Annotated in this window: 28 protein-coding genes; 10 read left to right on the forward strand and 18 right to left on the reverse strand. The window is 58.9% G+C overall.

Annotation, left to right across the window (positions count from 1 at the left end; all coding sequences use genetic code 11):
* Positions 1-463: 463 nt before the first annotated feature.
* The 3 genes from EGD98_RS18600 (at position 464) to EGD98_RS18610 (ending at position 3,658) form a co-directional block, all read left to right on the forward strand.
* Positions 464-1,423 (forward strand): hypothetical protein, encoded by a 960-nt coding sequence (locus EGD98_RS18600; RefSeq protein ID WP_220589855.1) that lies wholly within the window; start codon positions 464-466, stop codon positions 1,421-1,423.
* Between the two features lie 331 nt (positions 1,424-1,754).
* Positions 1,755-1,952 (forward strand): hypothetical protein, encoded by a 198-nt coding sequence (locus EGD98_RS18605; RefSeq protein WP_220589856.1) that lies wholly within the window; start codon positions 1,755-1,757, stop codon positions 1,950-1,952.
* Between the two features lie 134 nt (positions 1,953-2,086).
* Positions 2,087-3,658 carry an FAD-binding domain-containing protein gene (locus tag EGD98_RS18610; protein ID WP_220589857.1) on the forward strand — a complete coding sequence of 524 codons (1,572 nt, stop codon included), beginning with the start codon at positions 2,087-2,089 and terminating at the stop codon, positions 3,656-3,658.
* Positions 3,659-3,795: 137 nt separating this feature from the next.
* Here the strand turns inward: EGD98_RS18610 and EGD98_RS18615 are convergent, their stop codons facing one another.
* The 6 genes from EGD98_RS18615 to EGD98_RS18640 form a co-directional block, all read right to left on the reverse strand.
* Entirely contained in the window at positions 3,796-4,806 is a 1,011-nt protein-coding gene (locus EGD98_RS18615) for an alcohol dehydrogenase (protein WP_220589987.1), read from the reverse strand.
* A 505-nt stretch (positions 4,807-5,311) separates the two neighbouring features.
* Positions 5,312-5,647, reverse strand: a complete 336-nt coding sequence (locus EGD98_RS18620) for a type II toxin-antitoxin system PemK/MazF family toxin (protein WP_220589858.1) — start codon at positions 5,645-5,647, stop codon at positions 5,312-5,314.
* On the reverse strand, positions 5,644-6,000 hold the full coding sequence (locus EGD98_RS18625) for a MarR family transcriptional regulator (protein ID WP_220589859.1): 357 nt from the start codon (positions 5,998-6,000) through the stop codon (positions 5,644-5,646). Before EGD98_RS18625 ends, EGD98_RS18620 begins: the two co-directional genes overlap by 4 nt.
* A gap of 491 nt (positions 6,001-6,491) precedes the next feature.
* Positions 6,492-7,745: an RNA-guided endonuclease InsQ/TnpB family protein gene (locus EGD98_RS18630; RefSeq protein WP_220589860.1), complete on the reverse strand. Its 1,254-nt coding sequence runs from the start codon at positions 7,743-7,745 to the stop codon at positions 6,492-6,494.
* Positions 7,746-8,128: 383 nt separating this feature from the next.
* Entirely contained in the window at positions 8,129-8,530 is a 402-nt protein-coding gene (locus EGD98_RS18635; protein WP_220589861.1) for a winged helix-turn-helix domain-containing protein, read from the reverse strand.
* 177 nt (positions 8,531-8,707) lie between these two features.
* The gene (locus tag EGD98_RS18640) at positions 8,708-9,823 is read right to left on the reverse strand and encodes an SOSS complex subunit B family protein (RefSeq protein ID WP_220589862.1); all 1,116 of its coding nucleotides are present in this window, start codon (positions 9,821-9,823) and stop codon (positions 8,708-8,710) included.
* Between the two features lie 1,343 nt (positions 9,824-11,166).
* Here EGD98_RS18640 and EGD98_RS18645 point away from each other — a divergent pair.
* Positions 11,167-11,772: a hypothetical protein gene (locus EGD98_RS18645; protein WP_220589863.1), complete on the forward strand. Its 606-nt coding sequence runs from the start codon at positions 11,167-11,169 to the stop codon at positions 11,770-11,772.
* Between the two features lie 305 nt (positions 11,773-12,077).
* Here EGD98_RS18645 and EGD98_RS18650 read toward each other — a convergent pair whose 3' ends face one another.
* Complete coding sequence (locus EGD98_RS18650; protein WP_220589864.1) at positions 12,078-12,962, reverse strand: hypothetical protein; 885 nt, start codon at positions 12,960-12,962, stop codon at positions 12,078-12,080.
* A 1,859-nt stretch (positions 12,963-14,821) separates the two neighbouring features.
* Between EGD98_RS18650 and EGD98_RS18655 the strand changes: the two genes are divergently transcribed.
* On the forward strand, positions 14,822-15,112 hold the full coding sequence (locus EGD98_RS18655) for a PadR family transcriptional regulator (protein WP_220589865.1): 291 nt from the start codon (positions 14,822-14,824) through the stop codon (positions 15,110-15,112).
* Between the two features lie 66 nt (positions 15,113-15,178).
* Here EGD98_RS18655 and EGD98_RS18660 read toward each other — a convergent pair whose 3' ends face one another.
* From EGD98_RS18660 to EGD98_RS18670, 3 genes are all read right to left on the reverse strand, one after another.
* Positions 15,179-15,601 carry an HVO_A0114 family putative DNA-binding protein gene (locus EGD98_RS18660; RefSeq protein ID WP_220589866.1) on the reverse strand — a complete coding sequence of 141 codons (423 nt, stop codon included), beginning with the start codon at positions 15,599-15,601 and terminating at the stop codon, positions 15,179-15,181.
* Positions 15,598-15,879 carry a toxin-antitoxin system TumE family protein gene (locus EGD98_RS18665; RefSeq protein WP_220589867.1) on the reverse strand — a complete coding sequence of 94 codons (282 nt, stop codon included), beginning with the start codon at positions 15,877-15,879 and terminating at the stop codon, positions 15,598-15,600. The genes EGD98_RS18660 and EGD98_RS18665 overlap by 4 nt, the downstream gene beginning before the upstream one ends.
* A gap of 971 nt (positions 15,880-16,850) precedes the next feature.
* Positions 16,851-17,255: an ArsR/SmtB family transcription factor gene (locus tag EGD98_RS18670; RefSeq protein WP_220589868.1), complete on the reverse strand. Its 405-nt coding sequence runs from the start codon at positions 17,253-17,255 to the stop codon at positions 16,851-16,853.
* 98 nt (positions 17,256-17,353) lie between these two features.
* Between EGD98_RS18670 and EGD98_RS18675 the strand changes: the two genes are divergently transcribed.
* The 3 genes from EGD98_RS18675 (at position 17,354) to EGD98_RS18685 (ending at position 20,052) form a co-directional block, all read left to right on the forward strand.
* Entirely contained in the window at positions 17,354-17,974 is a 621-nt protein-coding gene (locus EGD98_RS18675) for a DUF7509 family protein (RefSeq protein WP_220589869.1), read from the forward strand.
* A gap of 345 nt (positions 17,975-18,319) precedes the next feature.
* Positions 18,320-19,243, forward strand: a complete 924-nt coding sequence (locus EGD98_RS18680) for an ArsR family transcriptional regulator (protein WP_220589870.1) — start codon at positions 18,320-18,322, stop codon at positions 19,241-19,243.
* A complete protein-coding gene (locus EGD98_RS18685; RefSeq protein WP_220589871.1) occupies positions 19,240-20,052 on the forward strand; it encodes a DUF6036 family nucleotidyltransferase in 813 nt (270 codons plus the stop codon). Before EGD98_RS18680 ends, EGD98_RS18685 begins: the two co-directional genes overlap by 4 nt.
* Positions 20,053-20,127: 75 nt before the next feature.
* Here the strand turns inward: EGD98_RS18685 and EGD98_RS18690 are convergent, their stop codons facing one another.
* From EGD98_RS18690 to EGD98_RS18710, 5 genes are all read right to left on the reverse strand, one after another.
* A complete protein-coding gene (locus EGD98_RS18690; protein WP_220589872.1) occupies positions 20,128-20,724 on the reverse strand; it encodes a DUF7437 domain-containing protein in 597 nt (198 codons plus the stop codon).
* Positions 20,725-21,347: 623 nt separating this feature from the next.
* On the reverse strand, positions 21,348-21,806 hold the full coding sequence (locus EGD98_RS18695; protein ID WP_220589873.1) for a hypothetical protein: 459 nt from the start codon (positions 21,804-21,806) through the stop codon (positions 21,348-21,350).
* A gap of 3 nt (positions 21,807-21,809) precedes the next feature.
* Positions 21,810-22,352: a DUF7342 family protein gene (locus EGD98_RS18700; RefSeq protein WP_236039628.1), complete on the reverse strand. Its 543-nt coding sequence runs from the start codon at positions 22,350-22,352 to the stop codon at positions 21,810-21,812.
* 417 nt (positions 22,353-22,769) lie between these two features.
* Positions 22,770-23,222 (reverse strand): toxin-antitoxin system TumE family protein, encoded by a 453-nt coding sequence (locus tag EGD98_RS18705; RefSeq protein WP_220589874.1) that lies wholly within the window; start codon positions 23,220-23,222, stop codon positions 22,770-22,772.
* Complete coding sequence (locus tag EGD98_RS18710) at positions 23,219-23,731, reverse strand: winged helix-turn-helix domain-containing protein (protein ID WP_220589875.1); 513 nt, start codon at positions 23,729-23,731, stop codon at positions 23,219-23,221. Before EGD98_RS18710 ends, EGD98_RS18705 begins: the two co-directional genes overlap by 4 nt.
* A 98-nt stretch (positions 23,732-23,829) precedes the next feature.
* Here EGD98_RS18710 and EGD98_RS18715 point away from each other — a divergent pair, with 98 nt between their 5' ends.
* Together EGD98_RS18715 and EGD98_RS18720 are read left to right on the forward strand one after the other, a co-directional pair.
* A complete protein-coding gene (locus tag EGD98_RS18715; RefSeq protein WP_220589876.1) occupies positions 23,830-23,994 on the forward strand; it encodes a hypothetical protein in 165 nt (54 codons plus the stop codon).
* 238 nt (positions 23,995-24,232) lie between these two features.
* Positions 24,233-24,931, forward strand: coding sequence for an FxLYD domain-containing protein (locus tag EGD98_RS18720; protein WP_220589877.1), 699 nt, complete (start codon positions 24,233-24,235; stop codon positions 24,929-24,931).
* A 55-nt stretch (positions 24,932-24,986) separates the two neighbouring features.
* On the opposite strand, the gene EGD98_RS18725 is transcribed toward EGD98_RS18720, so the two are convergent.
* The 3 genes from EGD98_RS18725 to EGD98_RS18735 form a co-directional block, all read right to left on the reverse strand.
* A complete protein-coding gene (locus tag EGD98_RS18725; RefSeq protein ID WP_220589878.1) occupies positions 24,987-25,235 on the reverse strand; it encodes a hypothetical protein in 249 nt (82 codons plus the stop codon).
* A 70-nt stretch (positions 25,236-25,305) separates the two neighbouring features.
* A complete protein-coding gene (locus EGD98_RS18730) occupies positions 25,306-25,560 on the reverse strand; it encodes a type II toxin-antitoxin system HicA family toxin (RefSeq protein WP_220589879.1) in 255 nt (84 codons plus the stop codon).
* Between the two features lie 10 nt (positions 25,561-25,570).
* The gene (locus EGD98_RS18735) at positions 25,571-25,816 is read right to left on the reverse strand and encodes a type II toxin-antitoxin system HicB family antitoxin (protein ID WP_220589989.1); all 246 of its coding nucleotides are present in this window, start codon (positions 25,814-25,816) and stop codon (positions 25,571-25,573) included.
* Positions 25,817-25,834 lie beyond the last annotated feature (18 nt).

A 25,834-nucleotide genomic window follows, 5' to 3' on the forward strand; every position in this document is an offset into this window, starting at 1 on the left:
CTCCCCTTCAGGTGAGGAGTCCCCACGCCGGCGACGCAACGGCAACACCGCGCCGAGAGAGAAGCCTGGAGGTTGTGGCGGGACGGTGGTGGTGTTCGTGACAGTGGGTGTCACGCTGTTCCGCCTGCTGGAATAGCCGTCAGTTGGCGACCTAGCCAGCTAACAGACGAACCACTATGCATCCGGCGACAGCTGCCCCTGCCGGCTGCCCGACCGACTCGACGATAGAGTATATTCTGGCACACGAGATACAAGATAAGATTTAGAATGCCAGCGGCCGGGAATAAAATCGATGACAGAGCCACGCTTGGTCGCCGTGGGTCTCGCTGGACTCTGCCTGCTCGGGGCGGTCTATGGTCTCACGCCCGCCACCTTATCGCCGGCGCCAACCGAACAATCCGAGCCGACAACGGAGAACGCGACTGAACCCAGGCCAGACCAAGCCTCGACGAGCGCTCTCGCGATGGAGCCCACTCGCCTCGAGAAGCGCTACACGCTCGATACGGCCGCCGTCAACCGGACGGAGGCCAGCCAGATTAACGACTCGCTCGGGACGTTCTACGAGCGTCTCGCCAAGAACCGGTCCCAGCGACGGAACCGAACCGCCGCGCTCGCGTCCGATATCTGCAGCCGAGCCGACCCCATCGACCCAGCTGCTATCGAGTCCACTGCGATACCCGCTGCTCGGGACGACCACCTGGGCCAAGCGGCTGAGAGACTGGAGACGAACGGTATCGACCAGATTGACGCCGACCGAGTCCGGTCACGGATACAGCAAGGCGAGGCCCCCGACGAATACGCGCCCCTAGTGGCGACGTACAATCAGTACCACGCGGCGGCCTGCAACCTTGATATCGACCGACAGGCGACGGTTGACCGATTTTATCGAGCGACGTCCGCGCTGGGTATCGAGTTGCTGTTCGTCCAGTCTGGCGCCACCTACACGGTCACCGCATCGGTGCCACGCGACGACGTCCAGGCTCGTGCGATTGAAGCGCTCGACAGGCGCTTCGGTGACGCGGCGGTTCAGGTAGTGATGACCGAGTCCCATTGGGCGAGTCGTGGCGACCTCCGGAATCTGACCGACTACCTCCGTGAGCAGTACCGAACAGCGGAGCTGCGCTATGACGGTGACATCGATCGAGCCATGCTTCGGGCCCGGATTGCTGCCGTCGACGCAGAGACCACCCTCGACGACGCACAGGTCCCAACGGGTGCCGACCGCGAGACGCTGGGGGCACTGCTCGAACGAGCCAACGAAAGCGAGCAGGTCAATTGTGTACTGAACCAGCGGGCTGACTGGGACGACGTCGCCACACAGCTCGTTGAGATATCCGCTGACGGGGAGGTGACGGCCGCCGAGCTCGAGACACTACCCGACGAACCCCGAAAAGACGTTGTTGAGTGCCTCCAAGCCGACTGAACCCCCAGCGGGGACCGCGCGCAACGCAGTGAGCACGGTGGACCGAAGCGAGGCCCGCGCTGCGCCGAGCACAGCGTGCCCTCGTCTTCGGGAGCGTCAGGGAGTGAGGACCCGGCAGACGAGCAAAGCGAGTCTGTCGGTGGCGCCGCACGCCGATAGGGCCACCAGTCACTGACCGGCTCAATCTCGACCGGCTGGCCCACATTCGGGGTGCCGGAAAGCGGAACTCTGGTGGATCCCTCGCAATTGGTAACTGACAGGTGCTACAAACTGAGGGCGCAGACCGCAGGATCGAGGGAAGATTTGAGATGGGTCTCCCCGTAGAGAGTGTATGGATGTTGATGGACTGAAAGAAGTTGCTCCTCATTACATTGCGCTGGCGATTCTGGTCGTCCTCGTCCTGACGACCGTTGAAGCAGTTGTCGGCGAGCTCGGATTCTGGCCGGAATTAGCGATCGTTCTCGGTATCGCCGTCGCGTATCGCCCGCTCGTTGTGCGACTCGGTGTCGCTCCCAGTGGCTGGCAGTAGCGTGTCGAATTTTTCTCACGACACCGCACTACCGACCGACAGCGCCAGACTGCGACACAAGCGATATACAGACTCGATTGCTACTACCGGAGGACGTTGTCTATCGACATCAGTGCCGTTCCGACACCACACAGATGACTGCAGACGAGGACACCTTGGATCCCGAGCCCCCAGATTCGATCCCCACTGGCAAGGATGGCTGTGTCGTCTGGCACTGTCGCCAGCTACGGACCCGAGACCATCCAGCCCTCGCGTATGCAGCAACAGAATATTCGACGCTGCTCCCTGTCTTCGTGTTCGACCCATCGTTCTACGGGGCCGAGGGGTTGGCCTGCGATGCCCGCATCCAGTTCCTCCACGAGTCGATTGCGGATCTAGATGGCCAGTATCGCGACCGTGGTGGGGAGTTAACACTGTGTCACGGTGATCCAGTCCAGGTTCTCACAGCCTTCGCCGAGGCTGGGTGGGATATCGTCACGACAGCGGACCCGACCGGGCGGTATGGACTGCGACGGGATAATGCGGTGGCAGAGGCCTGTGATGTGACGTTCGTCGATGCCGACGGGCTCGTCCGGGGGATCGATGATTCACGCGACGGCTGGGCCGACCAGGCCGAGGCCTGGCTCACTGGGACGCAGTGCTCCTGGAGTGGCGACGACGTCACGCTTCGATCGCTCGACACATCGGTCACGACCGACCGCGTTGCAGATGCATACGATATCACGCCGGACAAACAACAGGTTCCGACAGGCGGGACGACAGCGGCACGGAAGCGTGTTATCGACTTTCTCGACCGGCTCGACAGCTATCCAGGGAGTATCTCCGCTCCCGCCGATGCACGGGCTGGTACCAGTCAACTCTCACCGTATCTTCGATTTGGCTGTCTCTCCGTTCGGGAGGTCTATCAAGCGGTAACCGAGTACGACGGCGCCGAACGAGCAACGGAGATGTTCCAGTCAAGGCTCTGGTGGAATCGTCATTACAATCAGAAACTGGTCGATTGGGCAGGCTGGATGGACGAGGCTGCGAATCCAGTGATGGAGGGGTTCCACGATGACACACACGACCCAGCCCTCGTTGAGGCGTGGAAAGATGGCCAGACCGGCTATCCGATGGTGGATGCATCGATGCGGTGTCTGCAAGCGACTGGCTGGTTGAACTTCCGAATGCGAGCGATGTGTGCGTCGTTCCTCTGTGACCTGCTCCAGCAACCCTGGAAGATCGGCGCCGACTGGTTCTACTATCATCTCATCGATGCTGACCCGGCGATCAACTACACCCAGTTCCAGATTCAGGCCGGGATGGATGGGACAAACATGCTACGGATCTACAACCCACGGAAACAGGTTCGGGAGAACGACTCGGATGGCGAATTTATCTATCAATGGGTGCCGGAGTTACAGGCACTACCAGTCGAGTATCTGGACCAACCAGAGAAGACGCCACTCCACGTGCAAGACGAGTGTGGCGTGACGATTGGCGAGACGTATCCGTATCCGATAGTCGAGTACGAGGCTGCTCGCGAAGCGATCGTCTCGAAATTCGAAGCCGTCCGAGACCAGGCCAAGCGTGCCTTGCAGAACGACAAGGTCGCACGTCGGATCTCGATGTCCCAACGTGGCCGTGTCGAGGATGCTCCCGGCCAGGAGCGGTCACAGGACGACGCTACGTCAGGGAGCACGCAGTCGTCACTATCCTCGTTTTGAGATGCACGTGACAATGCACCACCGGGGCGAACGGACTCGGTAACGGGCATCTGGGCAGTGATAGTGATTGGTGAACGGCTGTCGACGAGATGCCCGAGTGGTCACTGACTCGATGGAGCGGTCCGTATACAGTCTCCTCAGTCAGTGGGTTCGAGGACGACTCGGAAGCGGGCGTCGTTGTTGATCATTCGTTCGTACGCCTCCTCGACCGCTGTGAGTGGATACGTTTCGATTTCTGGTGTGACGTCTCGCAGGTCGCTAAACTCGAGCGTGTCTTGGGAGTCCCGCGCATCACCAGAGGCCCACCCTTCGACTGCCGAGCGGGCACCGACGAGTTGCTGTGCGTTGACTTCGACGGGCTCACCAGGAACGCCGACCACGACGACGGAGCCGTCGGTGCCAAGCCCACCGACGATGGAACTTATCGCGTCGCTGGCTGGCGCCGTCGCGAGAACCACCGATGCACCGCCGAGTTCCTGGAGTCGTTCCGCTGGGTCGTGTTTGGTCGCGTCGACGAAGTGATCCGCACCGAGGTCTACGGCAAGCGATTCCTTGTCCGCACTTCGTGAGAGCGCAACAGTTTCGAAGCCAGCGGCGTGTGCATACTGGATTCCGAGATGCCCAAGCCCTCCAATACCCTGGACGGCGACAAGGTCACCTGGTTGGGCATCCGTATGCCGGAGGGCATTGAACGTGGTGACACCGGCACAGAGGAGCGGTGCAGCGTCCACCGCACTGAGTGAGTCGGGAACGACGGCAACGGCCTCGGCAGGGACCGTTGTGTACTCCGCATACCCTCCATCGTAGGTCAGACCGGTTATCTCGCCGTTCTCACACTGCTGGAAGTCGCCACGGCGACACGGCTCACAGTTGAAACAGTGACCGCCGTGCCACCCGACACCAACGCGATCACCGATGTCGAATCGGTCGACTGCCTCACCAACAGCGTCGATACGGACGGCTATCTCGTGACCTGGTACCCGCGGGTAACTGATCCCGGGATAGGTCCCCTCCTTGACGAACTCGTCGCTGTGGCAGATGCCACACGCATCGACAGCGATACGCACCTCCTCTGGACTCGGCTCAGGGATGTCCCGCTCAACAATCTCGAAGTCTGCACCGGCAGCTGGGACGGTGACCGCTTGCATTTGGTCAGACACAACTCTTGTAAGGGACTCGACACACGAAAATGGACTGCCAACTATGACCTCCGTGGATGGGGAAAGGCCGACTCAATCGAATCGTCATCTGGCGGATCATCAGGCTTGCAAGCAGCTGGACTTGAGCCATCGCTCCCGGCTTAACCAACAAATTCAGGCCAGTGTTGGTTAATACTGAGGGGAACTCCCCGACATCTCGGATGTCGAACCACGACATGCTCCCCGCCGTAGGCAGGATCGCGCGCAACGCAGTGAGCACGGTGGACCGCCGTGAGGCGCGCGCTAGCGCCGAGCGCAGCGTCCCGTCGTCCTCCCGAGCACCAGCGAGCGAGGACCCGACAGGCGAGCGGAGCGACGGCTGGCGGTGGCGCCGCGCGCCGACACGTTTCACCCGACCATCGAGACGCTCCAGCTCGGCCGGCTGCCACCCGCTTGCGATACGTTATGGCCATCCTGTGGAGAGCGACCACCTCCAGCTCTCCGAATGCCGCAACTAAGGAGTCGGTTTGAGATAGGTTGTCATTGCGTCAACGACGGTCTGGACGAAGGACTCCTTGAGCCGGCCTTGTCGACGGACGACAGCAGCGTCTTTCGGCGAGGCGACGACCCATGGTGACGCGTAACTCTGGCGGGGCATCCCACCCTCGCTCCAGTCGGCATCGTCAATAGGTATTCCATCCTCGTGTGCCGTCGTTGTGAGCGTTACCGTCATGTACTCCTCGTCACCGAACGGATGCCTGTCGTTGTTCAGAATAAGCCACGGCCGGGGGTTCTCGCCGGATTTGAAGGGATCTGGTCCCCAGACGACATCACCGCGTTGGTAGCTCATACATCGCCCTCGTCGACGGCGTGGTCAAGCCATTCTTCCATATCCTCCTCACCAAAGCGCTCGTTGGCGGCCCGGGTGCTTTCGGCCATCCCAGCGTACGCCGCCACGTCGTCGTCTTTCCCGAGCGCCCAGTAAGTTCCTTTGTGACGAACGAGTCCGCGGTCCTCCAATCGCGACAAGACCACGCTGATGCTGCCAGCTTTCACCCCGGTCGCATCTCGAATCTCACTTTGTGTAAACGCCTGGTCCGGGTGCGTTGCTAGGAACTGCATCACTCGGTCGGCATTTGTCGGCTCGTTTTGCTCAAGCTGATCGCCGCTGGTCGATTCGAACGTGTCGATGTCTATTGGCATGTGTATCTCTTGTCGTTTCATGTATTTAGTGTATTGGTGTATTCGAGTGTCAGGCAGCGATATCTCAGCACTCGCTGTACTGACATCATGCGATATTGCCACCTTGTGTGGCACTCTCGCGGGTGCCGGTTGTACGCACCCACATAAAATTTCGCTTGCAAGCAGCAGGATTCGTTCCGCTGCTCAGTCCTTAACCAACAATACTCTGTGTTCTCCGGCCAGTGTTGGTTAACTCTGGTAGAGAACTCTTGGCACTCACGATGTCGAAATCGGCGGCGTGAGACAAATGCAACGAGTGCTGCAGGGTAAGATTTACCCTTATATAGGGTAGACAATACTTATCGATGGGTGACGGTATTCTTAAAATTATTTTCGTGGGCTGGATTGTCGCTGCTGCTGTGATATTGGGCCCTGTGGACTGGAATAGTTCTGAGAGCTCCCCACTGATTGCCGGGTGAGGTGCGCCAATACCGCCAAATTCGGGTATTGAGCTACCCACGGCTAAAGCCGTGGGATTCAGCGTGGACTCCCGTTCTGGCCGATTCCTCGGCAGGAGAATAGCCTCCATTCACGTTCACCGTCCCACTGTTCAAGCGCACGCCCATGGGTGCGCCTCCGTCGCCGCCAGTTTGGTTGCCACGGAGATACCGCAAACCGATGTTTTTCGCTGCATTGTAGTCGGCGTGGTTCTCGTAGCCACAGTCGAGGCACTCGAATTCCTCGCCCCCGCGATTGTCTGGATGGGTGAAGCCACAGTGTGAGCACCGCCGTGACGTGTTCACAGGGTCGACCTGCTCCACGCCGATGCAGTGTTCCTCGGCTTTGTACTCAACGTACTCGTACAGGCGGTCGAACGCCCACTTGTGCCCCCACGACGCACCAGTTCGCTCACGGATATCGGTCAGGTCCTCGAACACGATGACCGAACACCCGTTCTCAAGGGCCTCCGCGACGAGTTCGTTGCTGATGCGATGCAGCAGCAGTTTGAATCGGCCGTCTTCTTTTCGCCCGACTGATTGGATGTTCTGGTGTGCCCAGCGCGTCCCGCATTGCTGGAGCGACCCACGTCGCTTTTCGTATTCCCTGCGCCAGTGGTCGAACTCGTCGCCCGTCCAGAACGTCCCCGTCGATGTGACGGCGAGATTGTTCACACCGAGGTCAACCCCGAGCACCGTTCCGTTCTCAGGTGTTGCCTGTGCCGGCGTGTCAGACTCCACGTCCGTCTTGCAGTGGATGTGAAGTATCCAGTCGCCGTCTCGGTAGTGTAGTTCCGCACCCGTTGTCTCGTACTCGTCAGCATACAGGTATTGTGAGTGCGGTGTGCCCCTGTCCTTGTCGGGTAGGATGTAGTCGGCTTCGATGCGACCGTCCGTCGTGGCGAGAGAGACGTAGTCGTCGTAGAACGTGGCGGTCCGGTGGTCGTAGACGACGTGGGGACTGGTGAAGTGGGGTTTCGACGCATTCTTCCCATTTTTCCAGCGTGCGACGACGCTTTTGCAGGCATCGGCGGCCTTGTTCCGAGCGGCCTGCACCAGTCCACCGTTGAAGCCGCCTGTGGCTTCGCGCACGTCATCGTACGTCTCGTCGTCTAGCGTGGTCTTGCTGGTGGTGACGTACTCCCCGTCGAAAGCGTGGTCAACGACGTACTGCGCTGACCATAGAAACGTGTCGACAGTGTCTTCGAGGAGTACGGTGTCTTCGCTGTCCACGTCGAGTGTGACGGGGACGGTACGGCGCACCACCATATCTTATTTGTAGGACTGAAATCTCTTAAATTTGGGGAGCAACCCTGCCACAGTGACGTAGTTTGAGTCAGCAGTGACGGATTCATCCCACGGCTAAAGCCGTGGGTTTTCTCCTGTATTTCGTATAATCGACCCTGGTGGAATCGTGTACAGCGCCCACGGCATCAGGTAGGAGGGATCGTTGAGCGAGATTCCGGTGAAATGCTTCTCCTCTAGTTCGGGGGTTGTCTGCTGGTACTTCCCAGCACTCGTCCCGACGCACATGACCGTGCAGTCCGTCGCGCTAAATGGGTGCGTATCGTGCGCTAACACGATGATTGGCCGCTGTCTGTGGGCGTCTGTTGGATCCGATGCCCAACAAAGGGTTCCGGCCGAGAGTTTGCTCATTCCTCAAGCTCGTCCTCCAGCGATTCGAGTTCAGCTTCGAGCTCATCGTCAGTCCGACCAGCACCAATCTGTTTGTCGGGTTCGTCTGGGGCATCGCTCTCGCGATGATGTCCGAACAGCCGATTGGCCTGGTCGAGATTTGCCACGTAGCGACGGATATCCTCTCGGTCACTGAGTGCGTGGTAGTATCCATCAGCGGTTTTCCCGACCATTTCGTCATCGTACAGCCGCGAGAGCGTGGTTGTAGCGGTGCCATGTGGAATGTCCAGCTCTTCCTCAATGTCTCGCGGCGAGTAGCCCCATTCGGTGTTCTGGTACAAATGTTCGACAATCTCTGACTTGGTCGTTCCTGGCCGAAGATTGATGTCCGGGTCGTGATTTTCGAGGCGAACGGGCATAATGTACCTAATTGTAATTAATTGTGTCGCTTAGTAGTTTCGGTGATATAGGAGTGCGTGTCGGAAACCGGCCGAAAGTGATTTCAGCTGCCACTTCTCCCCGCCGAGCCGCCTGCGCGAGCACCGGCGGGCGCTGACCGATGGACCGGTCTCGGTCGGAAAGAGACGGTCCTCCGGTCAGTCGCTCACCGACACGGCAGTTTCCGTCTCCTCGTCGGTGGTCGCCATCTGCGACGTCTCATCCAGCGTCACGGCTGCCGCCCGGTCCATGTCTCGGTCGTTCGCCCACTGGTGAGTATCCGAGTCGGCCCGCCACGGGGCCACCGTCTGACTGGCACCGTCACAGCCGAAAGAACTCCGCGCTTCGCCGGTCGGCGCGGGACCGTCCCCGCGTTCGAGGACGTAGATGCACGTCTCGCTCGTCACAGCTACCGTCTTCGTACCGTTATACTCGTCAGGCTTACCGCCCGAAATCCGCACGCGGTCCCCCTCACGGAGCGTTTGGACCATCTCGCCGCCGTGGACCGATTTTGACCAGACCGTCACCTTCGCGCTGGTCCCCTGGTCGTCTTCGACGTAGCAGACTTGATACTGGTTGTAACTGGCTGGCTCGTCGATGATGTGGGTCACCTCTCCCTCGATGGTGGCCTCGTAGCCGTAGGGCGACAGCTCTGCAATCGGCGTCGGCGCATCCATCTTCTCGCGGGCGTCATCGTAGGTGGTGAGAGCGGCGTCGGGAATGCCTTCACAGTCGCCAAACTGTCCCGAGACATAGGCCGCCATTCGCCGGCTAGCCGCCGCCTGCGTCATGTTCGTTTCCGCTGCGATAATCGCGGCTCGCTGGTTGACCTCCGCCAGCGCCTCCTGGTCCATGTAATCCCGTGGGTCGGCGGGTGCCCCGAAGCCATCCGCTCGCTCGGTCTCTGCTTCCGTGAGCTGTCGAGAAGAGGCTTCCCGGTCCACCCCGTCGGCGTGGGCCGCGCGTGCCGTCGCCGAGTGCCGGGCCTGTTCGGCTTCGCGACCAATTCGTTCCTCTTGCTGGGCCAGCGTCTCCCCGAAGCGTCGGTCCGGCCCCACCTCGGTCGAGCGGGTCCAGTCGTAGTCGGTTTGCCGGGCGTAGACGTTCCCTCGTGAGTCGGCCCCCCGGTTCATCCGATAATCGAGTTCGTCGCCGTTCTGAGTCTCGGCCACCTGCTCAAGCAGGTGCTCAGCCCCGTCAACACGGGCGGAGAGCTGGATGGTCTGGTCGAAATCGGACGATGCTTTCTTACCGCTGGATTTGCTAGCGTACATTGTCTTCTGGTGCCCTAACGAGAAGACACTTGTCGGGTGTACCAGCACCCGATTTCCTGCGGCGCACCGCACATCGATTAGCGCCGCGTGTAATGCCTTCCCGTTAGTTACTAACATGGGTGGCTACTACTTAAAGATAACGCACATTTCTAGTGGAATAAAGTGACGAATTGCTGGTTTAGAGCCTCTCTAAATGCTATTCAGAGATTCAGATAATTGCCTCGATTAATATATAAAGGGTAAACTGGTGCCGGTGCAACGTGCCTTGCGAAAGCCCGCCGGGCGGCTGTGGCGCCCGGCCGGTACGTGGAGGTGGGCGGGTGTGGTGGGTCCGGGCGGATGGGTCCCTGCGGTCCCCGACCGGGGACCGAAAAATCGTCGGCGGTCGGGTGGGACTGCAAGGGGCACGGCGCTGGCGCGTGCCGTGGTCGCTGCAGCGACCCCTCTCCGAGTGGTGCGAGGAGATGTCGCTGCGCGGCCGCCAGCGCCGTGGGGCTTGCAAGATACGCTGGAGCCCCTGCACTATAGATGCAGACTCCACTATCGGAATGTAGCTAGGAACCCCAGCACCTGTGCGACCCATCGAATCAGCGTGTTACGTCCCGATGCCAGGTGTACCCGTTGTTTTATTGTGACTCCCGCAGTAGACGGTTTCTCTATATGACCAAGCGGAGATACCGCCTCTGTATCACAGCGGTAACAGCGCGGAAGCCCACCCGCTTTAGCGGTGGGAGGAAACGCGTAAGCGTTAGTTGACTCCGTCTCAGATTGTAACATACGTCCCACAGGCCCAGAAGCGGTCGGTGGGACGGGCTGTCTGTCAGCCAGCCCCCGGAGTCAGGGGACGACGAACGAGTCCCTCCGACTCCCCGCCCGGACATCGCCTGAGAAAGTCCCTGATTAGAAAGTCAGGGATGTGGGACGTTCGAGCAGGGGAACGCGAAACTCGGGAGTCCCACTGACAAGCCAACCCCTTCAGGGGTTGGTAGCTGACACACCCTTGTTGCAGCAATTCTTCTAACCCCCGGCACAGAGAGCGTCACGAGTGCCGCCCAGCGGCATCAGTTTGCGTTCCACCAGTCAGCAATGGTTGTCGGCAGGCTGTCAGTCCCACGCTGCAAGCGGCCGACTGCACTACCAGTCGGTCGCGCTGCTGAGACAAACGGGTCGCGAATCATGGTAGACTGGGTATGATTCCAGAAACGTGTTCAAGATATAGGTAGTGAATTCGTCATCTCAGTAACTACAGAAACACGGTTTTGGCGTATATTTGATGTCGGCATCTGTTGATAGAAGCAATTTTCCCAAAATATATTCTAAACTATATCAGTAGATGAAATAACATGGTGGACCGGAGTAATTGGGATAGCCAAGACATATCGGAACAGTACAATGATGAGGCTGGTAGTCTTGATCCCGAGGATTATGATACTGAAAAATGGTTGACGTGCCATGTGTGTAATATCCCACTGGTTGCCGTTGATGGACCATTCGATGAAATGGACGATGCAGTAGATGCAATTGAAGAGATTCGAAAAGAACAGCGATACGCTCCTCATGTCCTTGCAATGAGTGGTGAGACCCGTTGTCCAAAATGTCACGGACCCCTCGGTCAATCTGCTTCAGATCAGGACTATGATGGAGATGAATCTGACCCTATGATTGCATTTTGTCCACCATGTGATGATGCGTGGGTAGTCACCAGAGAAAAGATGCCTGATGAGGCCCAGTGTCCACAATGTGAAGGACTCCTCAGTAAATCTGATTCAGGTCAGGACAGTGATGGAGAGGAAGCAGAATACATAATTGCCCATTGTCCACCATGTGATGGAGATTGGATAGTCACCACTGAAAAGATGGGTGGTAAGATTTCTGGACTTATCGGTGGAAATGTAGAAAGGACTCGGTTAACTTGCCCCTATTGTGGTGAGTCGTTCATCGTAAAGTAAATACGTCTCGTTACCGCCGTTGCAGTGTAATTGGATTTACAAGATTTGCGCGTTGTATCTTGCACGTGTATCCTGTCAAGACGTGGATAGGAAGCGCGTGGCATGCATGCTGCTCCGTTGAGGCCTCACACGTGTTGTGATGCGTGTTGAGGCCCTGGCTGGGAAAATACTGTGTTCGTAGCGGGCTAAGTACCGCTGCGCGAATGGAGTTCCCGCCTGCTGCAGCTAGCCATGCCAGCCTCGTGGCCGGCTGCATACACACCGCAGTCTTCACACACCACTCGACTCGAACGATTCCCTGCTCGTCACACCGTGGCCCCGTCTACCCCCGTCACAACGGGGGTGACGCCACCGTTCACTGCAGACTCCCCGTCAAGCAAGTCCAAGCCGAGATAGCGTTTGTCCAGCAGCCCCTCCGCGGTTGCCTTCGACAGCGCCAATATCTCCGTCGCGGACTGCCGCCGCCCGACCTGTCTGGACTTCAGCCGGACATCCTCGCCACCCAACTCCTGCAACTTCGACCAGACCCGCTTGACCGTCTGGCCATGCGGATCACGACCCAACTCTGCGGTCAAGGCCGTCCGCAGATCGTCCTTGGTGAAGAACACGCCGCTCCCATCTACCCGCTCGGTCGCGAACTCCGGCCAGCGCTTTGCGACCGTCACCGCTCGATAGGTGTTCTGGCGATTACTCCGTTCGACGAACACCTCCTTCACTGTCTGTTCCCGACAGTTCGCGAAAAAATCGAGCGGCGAACTGCTGGGTTCCACGCCCTCCGGAAGACTCTCCGCATCTTCCTGCTGGTCAGCATCGGCCTCCAGTTGCTGAGCCTTTGCCACGGCACTCCGGGCGATCTCTCGGGTTTCCTCGTGGCCGTCCTCGAGGTCGTCCAGCCGACTCTCGTTGGCCGCGGCGTCTCCACTCGCCGTCGTCGCGATGTCGTGGGTCTGCTCAACTTGCTGTTCGAGCTCGTCGACGCGCTCTTGAAGCTGCTCGCGCTCCTGGACCAAGGCCTGCAGCAGCGTCGCGACGACAGGATCAACTTCGCGGTCGTTGAGCTGGCCCAGGAGCGTGTCGCAGTTCGGGCCGGACCCATTGCCCGTGTCGATATCCATGTCGAGCGTGGCCGCCACAGCCGCGTCGCGGTTGGTGTACTGGTCACCGTCGGAGTGGGAGTACTGGTCGGTCATACTGCACGGCCCACCCCCGGAATCGAACCGGGCCACCCCGACCACGGGGTAGGCTAGCTGCGGCATGGCTGCATTGTCGCTTCGAAACGCTGGGCTCACCCACTGCTGGGATAGTCATATCCAGGCGCCACGGTCCACCACTCCAGACGGACCGACCGAGCGCCGACGCTGTGGCGATACTGGTCGTACAGCGCGGCGACTGCGTCGTACTGCCCGATCCAGTCAGTGTAGTGAGCTACGCCGCCGACGTCAGGCGGGTGGGCTGGCAACGGACGCAAGACTCTCCGCAGCGACGTGCTCGTTCCGGCGAGGGAGGTCGGTCGCGAGGGTTCAGCGGCGCTGTCCGTGGCGGGACTGAAAGGGGCACGGCGCTGGCGCTTGCTTTGGTCGGCTCAGCGACCCCTCTCCGAGCCCAGCGAAGAGATGTCGCTGAGCGGCCGCCAGCGACGTGGGGCTTTCAAGATGTACTGGACCTACACCGCACTCGTCATCGTACTCACCCCTATCGAACTGTTCCAGTCTGTCTTGTTCGTCACAAGGGTAACCGTAGTAACAGCCGTAGTGGGAGTTCCGCTACCCCCTCTTCGTCCGTCTGGTCTGTCCGATGTACCCCCGCCTGCGTTCATCCCTCCACACCATCGTCTCCTCCCGGCCACAGCAATGTCTTGAGTGCCGCCCAGCAGCGGCAGAACGCGTTCCACCAGTCAGCCATGTATCCGCCCGGCAGTCAGTCCAACGCTGCGTACACGCTTACTAGCGCCCGCTGCGGCTGACTGCCAGCCCCTCGCTGGAACACACTGGGATACCGACGGCCTCGCTCGACCGGCTGCCCCACGTCGCGACACACCTTCTAGTGCGACTCAAATCGATAGAATAGACCCCAACCGACCAGAAATAGACCTCCTGCAACTATGCTGATCAACCACATTGGCGCCGCCATAAAAAATACCAGATACAAGCTAATCAAGATGGTCAGGGCCCAAGAAAGAAACAGAAAATAAGACCGCTGGGTGCTGAGTGTCATTCTGGAGTTTGTAGCTATTGAATTTATCTTTTGAGTCTGCAATAATAAGTCTGGTTACAGTATTGTGCAACATGTCTGGCAAAAGAGAGCTAGCACATCACACGAGGAGTCGCGCCACCCACCTTGCACACCCGGTCTACTGTTTCAAGAACCCGTTCCGAGCGCAGCGAGGAGATGTCCCTGAGCGACCGCCAGCGCCGTGGGGCTTTCAAGATGTGCCGGTTCGATACCACTCTCGTCGGCGCACACCCCATCATCGAAGTGTAACTACTGTTCTTTCCTGGCGTGCTGATACCCGTACTTCCCAACCTCTAGCTCCCTTCGGGGACTGTAGTCCCGAGCCACGACCCCTTGGAGATAGTCCTGCCGGCGCTGCCTCGAGTTCGGCGCCGGATACACCGACAGGGTAACACAGAGACGCCACACCCACCACCGCTTGAGGAATTCCCAGCTGCTCCGGCACACAACGTGTCACGAGTGCCGCCCAGCGGCACCAGATTGCGTTCCACCAGCCAACTATGGTTCCGCCCGGCCGTCAGTCCTACGCTGCGCACACACCGGTCAGCGATGCTGCAGCTGGCTGCCAGCCCCACGCCGGAACACACCAAGGTACTGACGTCCTCACCCGGTCGGCTGCCCCACCTCGCGACACACCGGCCAGCCGACCGGGTCGCCAGCCTGGCTGCCCCACGCTGCAAGCGTCCGACTGCCAACGCTAGTGCAGTCAAGCGCCTCTCGGTCTCCACCTGCGCCCGACTTCGACGCGTATCATGGCTCCAGCATAGCCTCTCATCTCGAAAAAGTCAATAGTTTCTACAATAGTACCTATGAAAAGATGCACGATCTAACCGGTTTCCAGCGTGACCTACTGTATGCCATTGCTGGGCTCGAGGAACCACACGGCCTCGCTATCAAAAGCGAACTCGAAGGGTACTACGAGAACGAAATCAATCACGGGCGACTGTATCCGAATCTCGACACACTCGTCGACAAAGGACTGGTCGAAAAAGGGGAGAAAGATCGGCGAACCAACGTCTATGTGGTTACTGGGAGAGGCAACCGCGAACTTGAAGCTCGTCGAGAGTGGGAACAGCAGTACCTCGATGAAGAACTGCTTATAGCTTAGTCGAGCCAGTCCGTATTGTAGTCTTAGTCGGTAACTTGCAGAATAGCTCCGCGGTAACAGAGCCACTCAGGCCGATGCGCCGGTATCAGCTGTCGGCTGCAATGGGAACTGAATCGAGAAATCAATATTCTCGGCACCACCACGGAGCTGTGGGCGTTTGCGCTGCCCATCGTCCTCAAACTCGATTACCCCCAGAGACTCGAGCTCCTGGAGATTCCGGTGAACCTCACGGTAGTCACGATCGACAGCGGCTGCGGCCGCTTGGATACTGTCGGGCTCGTGTTCGACGATTGCCTCGATGAGTTTGAGATTGCGTTCGCGCATCAATTGGTCGATATCACTGTACTCCTCGAAATTGAGGACGAACCGCGCGTCTTGTTCGATTGCGTCGCCAGTCTCGCCGGCTTCAGCCCGCTCCAGTCGCTTCTGGGCCGCCACGCGGTGGTCGTCACGCTGCTTGAATGTGATTTTGAGTGTATTCGTTGTCATTGTCGGGCCTCCACTTCACTGATGAATCGTTGTCGAAGCACCGCCATCCCGGGGAAGTCGATTTCCTCGACACCATCAGATGTGTGTCGTTCGTGCCGTCCGGGTGTCTCGTTCTCGTTGTCGTACCGCAGGATGGTCCCTTGGCCATCGGTATATCCATAGTGGAGCGCATACCGGTACCCGCTCGGAAACTGCGAGTCATCCGTCTTGATGATTTTGCGACGGATGATCGTGTTCCCAACGCGGTCCTCCACATCTTCGATGACCGAATATCCCATCGCTACACTATGGTATGCAGCCCATAGCATTAAGACTATGGGAAACTGCCCATACTCGTCGCACTGTACTGGGCGGCCGAGCCATTCTCACCGCCCTCCGTATCGCCGGCCCTCAAACACCGCGCTTGATTCCTGGGCACGCCGGTGGTCGGCCTCGATATCGTGGTCGTCGGTCAGTGCTGGTACAGATTCGTCAATGGACTGTGAGTCGGAACTCATGGGTTGGGTTCCCCGCACCCGTCCGGGGAAACACAAAACACTGGTGGCGTCGACATCAGGCGGGTGGGCTGGCGACGGACGCAAGACGCTCCGCAGCGACGTGCTTGTTCCGGCCAGCGAGGGAGGTCACGAGGGTTCTGCTGAGCTGTCCGTGGCGGGACTGAAAGGGGCACGGCGCTGGCGCTTGCTGTGGTCGCTTCAGTGACCCTGCTCCGAGCGTAGCGAGGAGATGTCGCTGCGCGGCCGCCAGAGCCGTGGGGCTTTCAAGGTGTGCTGGTTCGATATCCCCCTCGTCGCACACCCCGTCATCGATGTGTAACTGCTGCTTTTCCCTGTCGTGCCGATAGCCGTGCTGCCCACGCTCTCGCTCCCACATGGGACTGTAGTCCGGAGACATCTTCCCCTGAAGATAGTACCGCCAACCCTGCTTCAAGTGCCGGGCGATACACACCCCCAGAACGACACTGATACTCTACGCCCACCACCGGTTCAACAATTCCCAGCTGCGCCGGCCCACACCGCGTCACGAGTGCCGCCCAGCGGCACCAGATTGCGTTCCACCTGCCAACTATGGGTCTCTGCCCGGCCGTCAGTCCCACGCTGCGCACACACCGGTCAGCGGTGCTGCACGTGGCTGCCAGCCCCACGCTGGAACACACCGGGGGGACCGATGTCCTCACCCGCTAGGCTGCCCCACGTCGCGACACCAGACTGCCGATGGTCGTTACCGGACTGCTGCCCCATGCTCACACTCAGCTGGTCGAACTATCGTACATCGCTCCGAACGCCTGCTCGCCACGGATCAATGCATCGACGCCGTCGGTAAGCGTCACTTCGCCGTATACGGTCGCCCGATAATAGGTGTACAGTCCGTCCTGGCCCCGCTCTGTGCGCTGGCGTTTTTCCACGAGGCCGACGTCGACGAGTTTGTTGAGGTGATAGTGGAGCGTACTGTCGTCGATGTCGAGCGCCGCCTCAAGTTCTTTCGGACTCATTGCACCGCTGTGGACGAGCCGGTAGAGGATCTCGTAGCGGGTACGGTGGCCCACAGCAGTATGCATATCGAGATACTCATCAAGACTGAGAACGCTCTCCTCGGGCAGCAGGTCTTCCGGGTCCTCTGGGGCGTCCCCGTTGACCGTCTGGTCCGTTGCCATCGTATTCTACACTACTGGTCGAACGCGCTTAGTCGTTGTCAAGCCAAGAGTTCTCAAAAACACGGCTCTTTAAATACTTCAGCCGAATATGCCCACCTATGACCGTCGAGATCACGCGCGAGTTGATCGCTGACCGGCTTGGGCGCGTGACATACGACCGCTTTCTCTTCTACGTGATGGGACCGTACAAGTCGTTCAACCTCAACTATGTCCTCAGCGAAGAGCAACGTCGCAAGTTCGACACCGACGATCTTCCCGGTCCGCTCCGCCGACTCTTCCGGAACAAGGACGATATCAACGCAGCCCAGGCACTCTTGCGACGGATCCAAGGTGCCCTCCGAACTGATCCTGGAGTAAATACGTTTCTCGCACTCGATGTCGACATCGATACTGACGACGTAGATGCAGTGACCCAAAGCATCGAGTACGCACGGTGTAGCAATGCAACTGCGTTCGTGGTACCGTTTCTCGGCCACAACTTCGGCGTTGGCGAAGAAGCCGGCAGCGTCCTCGAAAATATCGCTGATACCCATGGTGAACGGCTGATTTTCATGCACGAAGACGACGTAACGAGTGCGATGATTCGGTCGGCACCTGTGCGGTGGGATCTGCGCGTCGAGACGTACGAAACCGAAGCCGAACTCGTGGCCAAACTACGTCGATTCGCCGGCGGCATAATGCACCGCGAACGACGGGGAGAGCTCGGTCGTATGGGGTGAGGTTGGGGTTGCCCGTGGCACCAGATTGCGGTCCACCAGCCAACGATGGTATCGGCCCGGCCGTCAGTCCCACGCTGCGCACACAGCGGTCAGCGGTGCTGCAACTGTCTGCCAGACCCACCCGTCGACTCACCAGGGTACAGACGTCCTCACTCGCCCGGCTGCCCCACGTCACGACACACCTACCCGCCTGTCTTCTCGACTGCTTGGCTGCTCCCACACTGCAAGCATTCGGCTGCTGACGATAGTACGGCACCCTCAAACGCTTATTGCCACCGACTGAATCAACTATGTGTTGCAAAATACCGAAGTGATTTATATATTGGTTCGCTATTGTGCAACAGTATGCTCACAGAAGGCGAGATTCGCGCCCTCACTGCCCTCCACGGTGAGCAGACAGTCTCTGAACTCGCGACGAATCTCGATCGAAGTCTCAGTTATACCTCAGAACTCGTCGACCAGCTCGAAACGGCTGGCCTCGTCGAGACACGTCGACAGGGGAAAACAAAGCAGATTGAACTGTCGGACGCAAAGGCTCTCGAGTTACTGGCCGGTCTCACGCAGCAGTATACACACATCGACTGGCCAGAGCTGTTGTCAGGGGCTGCCCTCCGTGTTTGCTACTTTCTCGATACCCCACGGCCAGTGACAGATATCGCACGCCACGCCGACGTCCACAGAAGCACCGTCCACCGTGCGCTTTCCCCGCTTCAGCATCGCGGAATCGTCTACCAGACCGACGACGGTGCGTACGCACTGAACGACGGCTTCGAACAGTTGAGTGCCTTCGCTCGTGAGCTTGCCCATCACGTCCACCGACAGACTGTCAACGACCAGACCGACACGTACACCATTCTGTGGGAATCCCTCGACAAGTTCCTTGTCCAGACGACGACTGAGATTACCGACGAACACTTCATTCCGACAGGGCCGGACCAGTTCCAACGATATGACCTACCGCTGTTGGCACGTGACCGCCGATACTACCTCTATTCGGAGACGATGAGTGAACTCTCACCGGAATTGTTGGTCTGCCACATGCTCGTAATCGATTCGGGTGCACGGGCTCAGTCATATTGCCTCCTCTTGCTCAGTCACGTCAGTATCGACCGCGATGAACTCCGAGCCCAGGCCACCAAGTACGGCGTCGACGACGTCGTCGACGATCTTTGCATATATCTCGACACCAGCGGTGCGCAGCGGACATCCCGTCTTCCCGAGTGGGAGGACTTCCAGGAACTAGCTGAAGAGTACGAGGTGACGCTATGAGGGCGCGCTTCGATAGCTCGTACATCCGCGCAGAACTCGAGCGTATCGGCCAGCAGTTGGACACCCCACTCACCGTCTTCTTAATTGGCGGTGGGTCAATGGCATTTCGCGGACTCAAAGAGACGACCAAAGATATCGACCTTATCGTCTCCTCGGGCGACGATCTGAGTCAGCTACAAGCAGCACTGCTTGAGCTGGGATACGTTATCGTCCAGGAGCCGGACGAAGAGTACGAAGAACTCGGTGCCCAGCGCATCCTCGAGAACGATGATGGGTGTCGCATCGATGTCTTCAACCGGCAGGTGATCGGCAAACTGATTCTTTCTTCAGGCATTCGTGAGCGGAGTGAGCGGTATCTCGACCCGGGACATCTCGTGGTTGAGCTCGTGAGTCCAGAAGACATCTTCCTGTTCAAGGCGGTTGCCGGTCGAGTGGACGACATCGAGGACATGTTTTCGTTAATTCAGACCGGTCTCGACTTCGACATCGTCGAATCGGAACTGGAGACGCAGGTCGAACTGCTGGAGCAAGAACTGTTCGTAACGTATGTGAACGAAGCATTGGCTGATCTCACGGAAGAACACAACGTGACGACACCGTTGCACGATCCAGTTACGGAAATCACCGAGCGGGTCTACGAGGAACTCGAAGTGCTGCACGCCCTCGACGAACCAAAATCGGTGGCCGACTTGGAACACGACCTAGACTGGCCTGCAGCGGACATACGGGAGATTGTGGGACGGCTGGAAGGGAAAAACGCCGTCGCGGTAATCGATGGTCGCGTAGAGCGGCGGTCAACGAGTATCTGATTCCGAGGAGATTACGACTGTTGGACGGTTGCCCCATCGCGACGAACAGGCCAGTGTCGGCGATATGGAGTCGATTCACGCGTCGTCAGCGGCGCCACTGCCGACGTCCAACTCCTCAAGCCCCGCCCCTGTGTCCTCGATGTCGTAGTACTCGTGGACGACGGGGCGGAGTGCTTGGAGAATCATCTCCGCCGCCAGCGGCGAGATATCGAGGTCCGAAGCCATCAGTCGGTGGGTCACCTCGCCGCGGTCGCGAGCGACAGCATAGGTGAGCGCCGTCGCGAGCCCGGCGACGCCGTGACGGTCGATGTAGGTGTCGATGTCGGCGTTTGTCTGGCGTCGGCCCACCGCGTCGATTAGCGCCGGCGTGATCGTGTACTCGCGGTCCCCGGCTGCCGTTGACACGGTCAGGTCGATTTTTTCGGCGGCGTACCGTCGTGGTTGCTCATCGTGGGTAACCGCAACGACGCCGGCGTCGACGAGCCGGTTGACGTAGTTGTAGGCCGTCCCCTGGGCAAGATCGAGTTCATCCATCACATCCTGCACGGTCGCCTCGTCTGCACGAGCGAGGTAAGCGTACAGCTGGGCCAGCTGTGGCTCCTCCAGGAGATCCGCGATCGAGAGGAAGTCGCGGACGATGTCGCCATCGGCATGGGTTGAGGGACGTGACACGATTCGTTCTTGATTACAGTTTACAGTGAAACAGTAAAGAGTGTTTGGACTGCTTCGCCGATGTCGCGACGGGGTGCTCACCAAAGTCGTGTATCCAGCAGGTGGCTAGACGACTGGGGCAACAGCGGGAGACCAGCTGGAATCCGACAACAAAACACCGTTCTACTCGTCAGTCGAACCGCACGCCATTTCTGACGCTGCCGCACGGTCTTTCAGGAGCTGCTCCGTCGACTGGCCGGTCGTTTCGGCCAGTTCTTCGACTGATGGGATGTTCTCCAGCGGCATTTTCGTACTCGGGAGTAGCTACCTGTCTCAGGTATAGCTTTCGTACGAAACGAGACCGGACACTCACAGCCTTGCTGTAGCACCGTGAGGCGCCCAAGCAATGCTGGTCCACCAGCCATTGTCACCGCCCTCCATAGCAGCGCCCATCCAAGTTTCCCCGGATTGCTGGGCACGACGGTCCTCGGCCTCAGTATCGCGGTTTTCGGTCGGTGCTGGCACGAATCGCTCGTCGACGAACGATGACTCGGAGCGCATGCGTTTGGATTCCCCGCACCCGCAAGGGGAACACAAATTCCGCGGTAACCTCACGGCTGTGTCTAGCGCTCGCTACTCAAACCTCAGGATCCATCGTTCGAATACTGATATTGTGGTCGAACATCCTCGAGTAGTGCTTCGATGATGTCCCAGAGAATTAGCGACGGAGTCTCGTGTTCGAAAGTGATACCCCACCGATCCGCTGTATCATCGACCGAATACTGGAAATGGGCCGGCCCAAGGTCCGGGTGATCCTCGTCCTGGTGCCAGCCGGCATGAAAGCCCATGTTCGGGTCGCTGTAGTTCACCTGGAACCAGTCATGTGGGACCTGCCGATACCATTTAATGGTCAGTTTCGGGGACTCCGGACCTGTCGGCGGGGCAAGTCGATTCGGGTCGAATCTCGCTCGCAACTCCTTGGCCTCGATATCGTCCGGAACGTACTCGACCGTCGTGATTTGAGGCACGCGGTCCAGAACATCTCGCTTCAGTTGCGCATAGAGATTCGCGTTCGGATCACCGCCCGGATGCGGGACAGACATCTGTTAGCTGCTGGCTTCGGTAGGCTCTGTCGTCGGGGTCAGGAAGTCCCATTCGCGGATGGCGAACCCGACGATCTCGATACGACGCTGGAGGTGCTCCCACTCGCGTGCAATCTCGCGACGGCGAGCTTCGTCGTCGGCATCGACGGTGCCGTCGGCGAGTGTCCCACGAAGCTGATTCGGTGATTCGACGCCAAATTCGGCCTCCCAGTCCCGAACCTGGGCCTTCATATCGGCGAGGCGGTCCGTCAGCTCCTCGACGGTATGGCCGCTGTCCCGCAGGCGCATCGCCTCCTGCATCGCCTGGCGGCGGTAATCAGGATAGTATGTCGTGTGCGTCCCGCTATCGTCACGATGGAGGATGCCATCGTCGACGAGTCGCTCGAGGACACGTTTGGTGGGCTCGTGTGACCAGCTTGCCTCGTCAGCAATCCAGTTTACCGTCTGTGGCTCCGACAGCTGTTGAGCGACCATCCGCACTCTGTCTTCGCCCGTTGTCTGGCGGTCTCGGAGTCCGCCCTCGGAATCTGATTCGTCGTCAGTCATATGAGACAGTTCAGCCCTTGTCTTAATATAGGTTGAGGGTATTAGTCCCATATCGAGGGGCGAGTCGAACGCTGTACTCACAGCCCCCCGCATCTCTGAGCGGCGAACACGTCGCCTGACGCCTGTGCCTGGCGGTGCTCGGCAGCGATACTCGTGGTAGCTGGGTTCGGTGCGTCTCGCTCGTCGACGGGCTGTGGTTCTGAGTTCATGTTCGGGAGTCCCCGCACCTGCCAAGGGGCACACAAAATCGTCAGCTGTGGCTACTGGGGAGTTTCCGACTCGTCTCGGTCGTCCCAGTAGTATATTGTCCCGTGCTCGTCGAAGACTTGTCGTCCGAGAACTCGGAAGAGATACTGCCGTACTTCCTCAGCGACTTCGTATCCAAACTTTCGGGATGACGACTCCTATTGGTCGGTCTTATGGCGGGTTTGATGCGCTATTCAGCTGGTCGACAGCATCGTCCTCGTACGCTGCTCGCCACATTGCATGGACTGCACGGGTCACGAGTGAAACCTCAGTCACGTCGATACAGGACGCTTCGGCTGCCGTCGTGGCAGCCTCGGGCGGGGGATGAAAGTGAATCTCGGGTGAGTGTGTATTCGGGTGCCGGTCGAATCGCCAATTGACGTCGTCGCTATCGACGTAATGAAACGAATACATCCTCAGTTCGCTCCATTGTATATCGAACCGAGCGCTCTCAGCCTCTCCAAGCCCGTCGCTGAGACTGACCTGCAGTTCCGTGGGTGCGACGACATCATCGTACGAGGTTGCGTCGACGATCGGCTCAAGTTCGAGCCAGAGATCGCGAATCCGCTGGAGTGCCGGAAGATATATCGGCCCGAACTCGCCGGCACGGTCGTCCTCATTCATACCGCAAACTGGTGGCTGGCCTCGTCGTAGGCGAGTGCGGCTTGCGCGACGGCGAGATTCTGCCGCGTCGTTCGCCACGCGGTGAGGTCGTCCCAACCCTCCGTCTCGTCAGCATCAAGTTGCTGGCTGAGCTCTTCGGGTGAGACGACGTCGTAGCGGTCCTCATACCGTCGTATCTCAATTTTCATTTCTTTGATGCTGTCGAGCAGCTCTGGCCGAGTGACTTCCTCACGAAGCTCGCGGATGCGGGACATCAGAACCCGGTCGCTGTGTCGCTTGTACAGCGTTGTTTGGCCGTCCTGTTCCGTCTCGGCGAAACCCGTGTTCACGAGCGACTTGCAGTGTCGACGGGCCGTCGGCTCGCTCACGAGCGCCCGGTCGGCTATCTCGGCTGCCGATTGTCCGTCGTGTGTTTGCTCGACGATTTCATACAACCGCTCGAACGGCGTGGTATCTTCTTTCCAGTCCGCTTTGACGTGCTCGTTGACGTCATCCCATGTCTCAGTCATAGGGGAGGGTACGCAGTGGAAAAACAAATAACTTCCTCAGATAATTATCCTTTTTCGACCTCGCACATCGATTAGCGCATTTGTTCCGGTCCAGCCTCGTGACGCTGTTAAACTGTGCGGGAACGGTGCCCTCGTTACCGCCCTCCGTATCGGCGGCCCTCGAAGGTCTCACCGGATTCCTGGGCGTGCCGGTGTTCGGCGTCGACATCGCGGTGGTCGGTCGGTGCTGGTACGAAGTGCTCGTCGAGGCGCTGTGGTTCTGAGCTCATGTTCGGGAGTCCCCGCACCCGCCAAGGGGAACACAAAATGGCCGCTGGCGGCGGCATCAGTTTTGCTCGCTGGGTTCGACTTCGGTGGTTCAGGCCCTCTTGGTGGAGCAAGACGGTTCGGATGGAACATCGCCCGTAATTGCTTGGCCGTAACACGGATCTCGTTCCTGGATTGAACAAGTACACTCACTGCACCCCAATCTTTAGATGATGCCCGACTGACCCGAAATGTATGCGACGGCGTTCGTTTCTCGCGACCATCCCAACTATCGCAATCACTGGCTGTTCAGGGAGCGATATCTGGGATGACCAAGATGGCAAAACCGCCGTCAGGGTGACCACCACACCTTTTCAAAGCGGACTCGATATCGTTGATTCATCGTATGAAGTAGTCAGCGGTGAGTACGTAACAGACGGCTATTTCCGGGCTACTGTCCGCAACACACGGACGGTCCCGATAGGGGACGTGACACTGACAGCGAAACTCTTGGACAGCAGCGGTTCAACAATAGAAACGATAAACCTCTACTGTCAGACCATTGGGGCCGGCGAACGGTGGCTCGCGCAGGCACGAGTGATACCCCAGGGGGGTCCAGCACGCGTAGCCGAATACGAGCTGGCCGGTGAATTCCAAGACACACCAGCACAGGCGACGGGCCTTTCGCTCCGTGAAAGTAGCTTCCAGATCAGCGATGAAAACGGGCGAGTTACTGGAATCGTTCGCGCTGATACAGCCCAAGACGTCGATTACGTCAAAGCAATCGCAAAACTGTTTGACCCAGAAGGGCGGATTTTGGACACGATATACACAAGCGAGAATGATATTGCAGCTGGTGAACGATGGTCATTCGAGATGCAGACGTCCGGGTACGACGATTGGGTAAACCAGGTTGTAAACCACGAAATCGTGTTATGGCGGGCTGCGTTTTGAACGCGCCAATACCCACTCAGGGGGACAAAAATAACCGGGACACGTCACACGACTCTCAGCAGCCAGCCATGGCTGCCTCGCGAATCCCGGCCTCGCTGTCAAGGTCCCAGCCGTGATACTCGCGAGCGACCTGGCGTACTCTGACGACGTTGACGATTGCGGCGTCGGGGTTCCGCTGGGCGAGCCCCGACGGATCACGGCGGGAATACCCACCAATTGCGATACCGCCGCCCCGGTAGCTGTCCTCGTATACGGCGACGAATCCCTCTGGTTCGGTCTCGACTGGGTGTTTGAGGTTCGACATTGGTCTGTATCGAGACGCGCTCTTCGGCGCGCCTCTCACCCGCCAGAGGCACAGAAAACCGCCACCAGAGCTAGCGATTGCGGTCAATCCAGCGGCAGAATTCGTCGAAATCCTTCGCACCGGCTTGGTCAGCTATCTCCTGTAGCGTGCCGATGCTAATTCGGTCGTGATAGGGAACTGGAACCGTGCGAGCATCGGTGTCGTGGTCTGCTGGCGGGTCCCAGACCAAGATGTAGTGGTCACCCCGAATACGGTCCAGCTCATAGTTCCCGACGTTACAGAGGACTTTGACGACATCCTCACCGCTAAAATCGCGTGACACCATCGCCGAGGAGTTACTTTAGAACGTCTGGAAGCTCGCTACCGGACGTGTTCTCGTCGGGGTCGATACCCAACTCTTTGAGTTCTGCTTCGGTTGGCTCCCGTCCGGCCCCGTGATATCCCTCGACTGCCTCATCAAGATTTTCGAGCGCCTGCTCGCGGGTTTGTCCCTGGCTGGCGACGCCCGTTTCGATGTCTTTGGCAACCCAGTACTCGCTCTCTGGGTCGTCTGTAAGTCGAATCTCCCGGCCGGAACTCATGTGTACTGACATTGGATT

The sequence above is a fragment of the Haloarcula salinisoli genome (assembly GCF_019599405.1).
Taxonomy (GTDB): domain Archaea; phylum Halobacteriota; class Halobacteria; order Halobacteriales; family Haloarculaceae; genus Haloarcula; species Haloarcula salinisoli.

What these genes read in the sequence shown, in the direction of transcription:
- EGD98_RS18725 (WP_220589878.1), bottom strand. Translation starts at nt 25,235, where the DNA reads ATGTCGAACCTCAAACACCCAGTCGAGACCGAACCAGAGGGATTCGTC.
- EGD98_RS18625 (WP_220589859.1), bottom strand. Translation starts at nt 6,000, where the DNA reads ATGCCAATAGACATCGACACGTTCGAATCGACCAGCGGCGATCAGCTT.
- EGD98_RS18730 (WP_220589879.1), bottom strand. Translation starts at nt 25,560, where the DNA reads ATGGTGTCACGCGATTTTAGCGGTGAGGATGTCGTCAAAGTCCTCTGT.
- EGD98_RS18650 (WP_220589864.1), bottom strand. Translation starts at nt 12,962, where the DNA reads ATGACCGACCAGTACTCCCACTCCGACGGTGACCAGTACACCAACCGC.
- EGD98_RS18605 (WP_220589856.1), top strand. Translation starts at nt 1,755, where the DNA reads ATGGATGTTGATGGACTGAAAGAAGTTGCTCCTCATTACATTGCGCTG.
- EGD98_RS18640 (WP_220589862.1), bottom strand. Translation starts at nt 9,823, where the DNA reads ATGTACGCTAGCAAATCCAGCGGTAAGAAAGCATCGTCCGATTTCGAC.
- EGD98_RS18660 (WP_220589866.1), bottom strand. Translation starts at nt 15,601, where the DNA reads ATGACAACGAATACACTCAAAATCACATTCAAGCAGCGTGACGACCAC.
- EGD98_RS18735 (WP_220589989.1), bottom strand. Translation starts at nt 25,816, where the DNA reads ATGAGTTCCGGCCGGGAGATTCGACTTACAGACGACCCAGAGAGCGAG.
- EGD98_RS18615 (WP_220589987.1), bottom strand. Translation starts at nt 4,806, where the DNA reads ATGCAAGCGGTCACCGTCCCAGCTGCCGGTGCAGACTTCGAGATTGTT.
- EGD98_RS18665 (WP_220589867.1), bottom strand. Translation starts at nt 15,879, where the DNA reads ATGGGATATTCGGTCATCGAAGATGTGGAGGACCGCGTTGGGAACACG.
- EGD98_RS18695 (WP_220589873.1), bottom strand. Translation starts at nt 21,806, where the DNA reads ATGTCTGTCCCGCATCCGGGCGGTGATCCGAACGCGAATCTCTATGCG.
- EGD98_RS18670 (WP_220589868.1), bottom strand. Translation starts at nt 17,255, where the DNA reads ATGGCAACGGACCAGACGGTCAACGGGGACGCCCCAGAGGACCCGGAA.
- EGD98_RS18600 (WP_220589855.1), top strand. Translation starts at nt 464, where the DNA reads ATGGAGCCCACTCGCCTCGAGAAGCGCTACACGCTCGATACGGCCGCC.
- EGD98_RS18720 (WP_220589877.1), top strand. Translation starts at nt 24,233, where the DNA reads ATGCGACGGCGTTCGTTTCTCGCGACCATCCCAACTATCGCAATCACT.
- EGD98_RS18645 (WP_220589863.1), top strand. Translation starts at nt 11,167, where the DNA reads ATGGTGGACCGGAGTAATTGGGATAGCCAAGACATATCGGAACAGTAC.
- EGD98_RS18630 (WP_220589860.1), bottom strand. Translation starts at nt 7,745, where the DNA reads ATGGTGGTGCGCCGTACCGTCCCCGTCACACTCGACGTGGACAGCGAA.
- EGD98_RS18705 (WP_220589874.1), bottom strand. Translation starts at nt 23,222, where the DNA reads ATGAATGAGGACGACCGTGCCGGCGAGTTCGGGCCGATATATCTTCCG.
- EGD98_RS18620 (WP_220589858.1), bottom strand. Translation starts at nt 5,647, where the DNA reads ATGAGCTACCAACGCGGTGATGTCGTCTGGGGACCAGATCCCTTCAAA.
- EGD98_RS18635 (WP_220589861.1), bottom strand. Translation starts at nt 8,530, where the DNA reads ATGCCCGTTCGCCTCGAAAATCACGACCCGGACATCAATCTTCGGCCA.
- EGD98_RS18680 (WP_220589870.1), top strand. Translation starts at nt 18,320, where the DNA reads ATGCTCACAGAAGGCGAGATTCGCGCCCTCACTGCCCTCCACGGTGAG.
- EGD98_RS18675 (WP_220589869.1), top strand. Translation starts at nt 17,354, where the DNA reads ATGACCGTCGAGATCACGCGCGAGTTGATCGCTGACCGGCTTGGGCGC.
- EGD98_RS18655 (WP_220589865.1), top strand. Translation starts at nt 14,822, where the DNA reads ATGCACGATCTAACCGGTTTCCAGCGTGACCTACTGTATGCCATTGCT.
- EGD98_RS18710 (WP_220589875.1), bottom strand. Translation starts at nt 23,731, where the DNA reads ATGACTGAGACATGGGATGACGTCAACGAGCACGTCAAAGCGGACTGG.
- EGD98_RS18610 (WP_220589857.1), top strand. Translation starts at nt 2,087, where the DNA reads ATGACTGCAGACGAGGACACCTTGGATCCCGAGCCCCCAGATTCGATC.
- EGD98_RS18700 (WP_236039628.1), bottom strand. Translation starts at nt 22,352, where the DNA reads ATGACTGACGACGAATCAGATTCCGAGGGCGGACTCCGAGACCGCCAG.
- EGD98_RS18685 (WP_220589871.1), top strand. Translation starts at nt 19,240, where the DNA reads ATGAGGGCGCGCTTCGATAGCTCGTACATCCGCGCAGAACTCGAGCGT.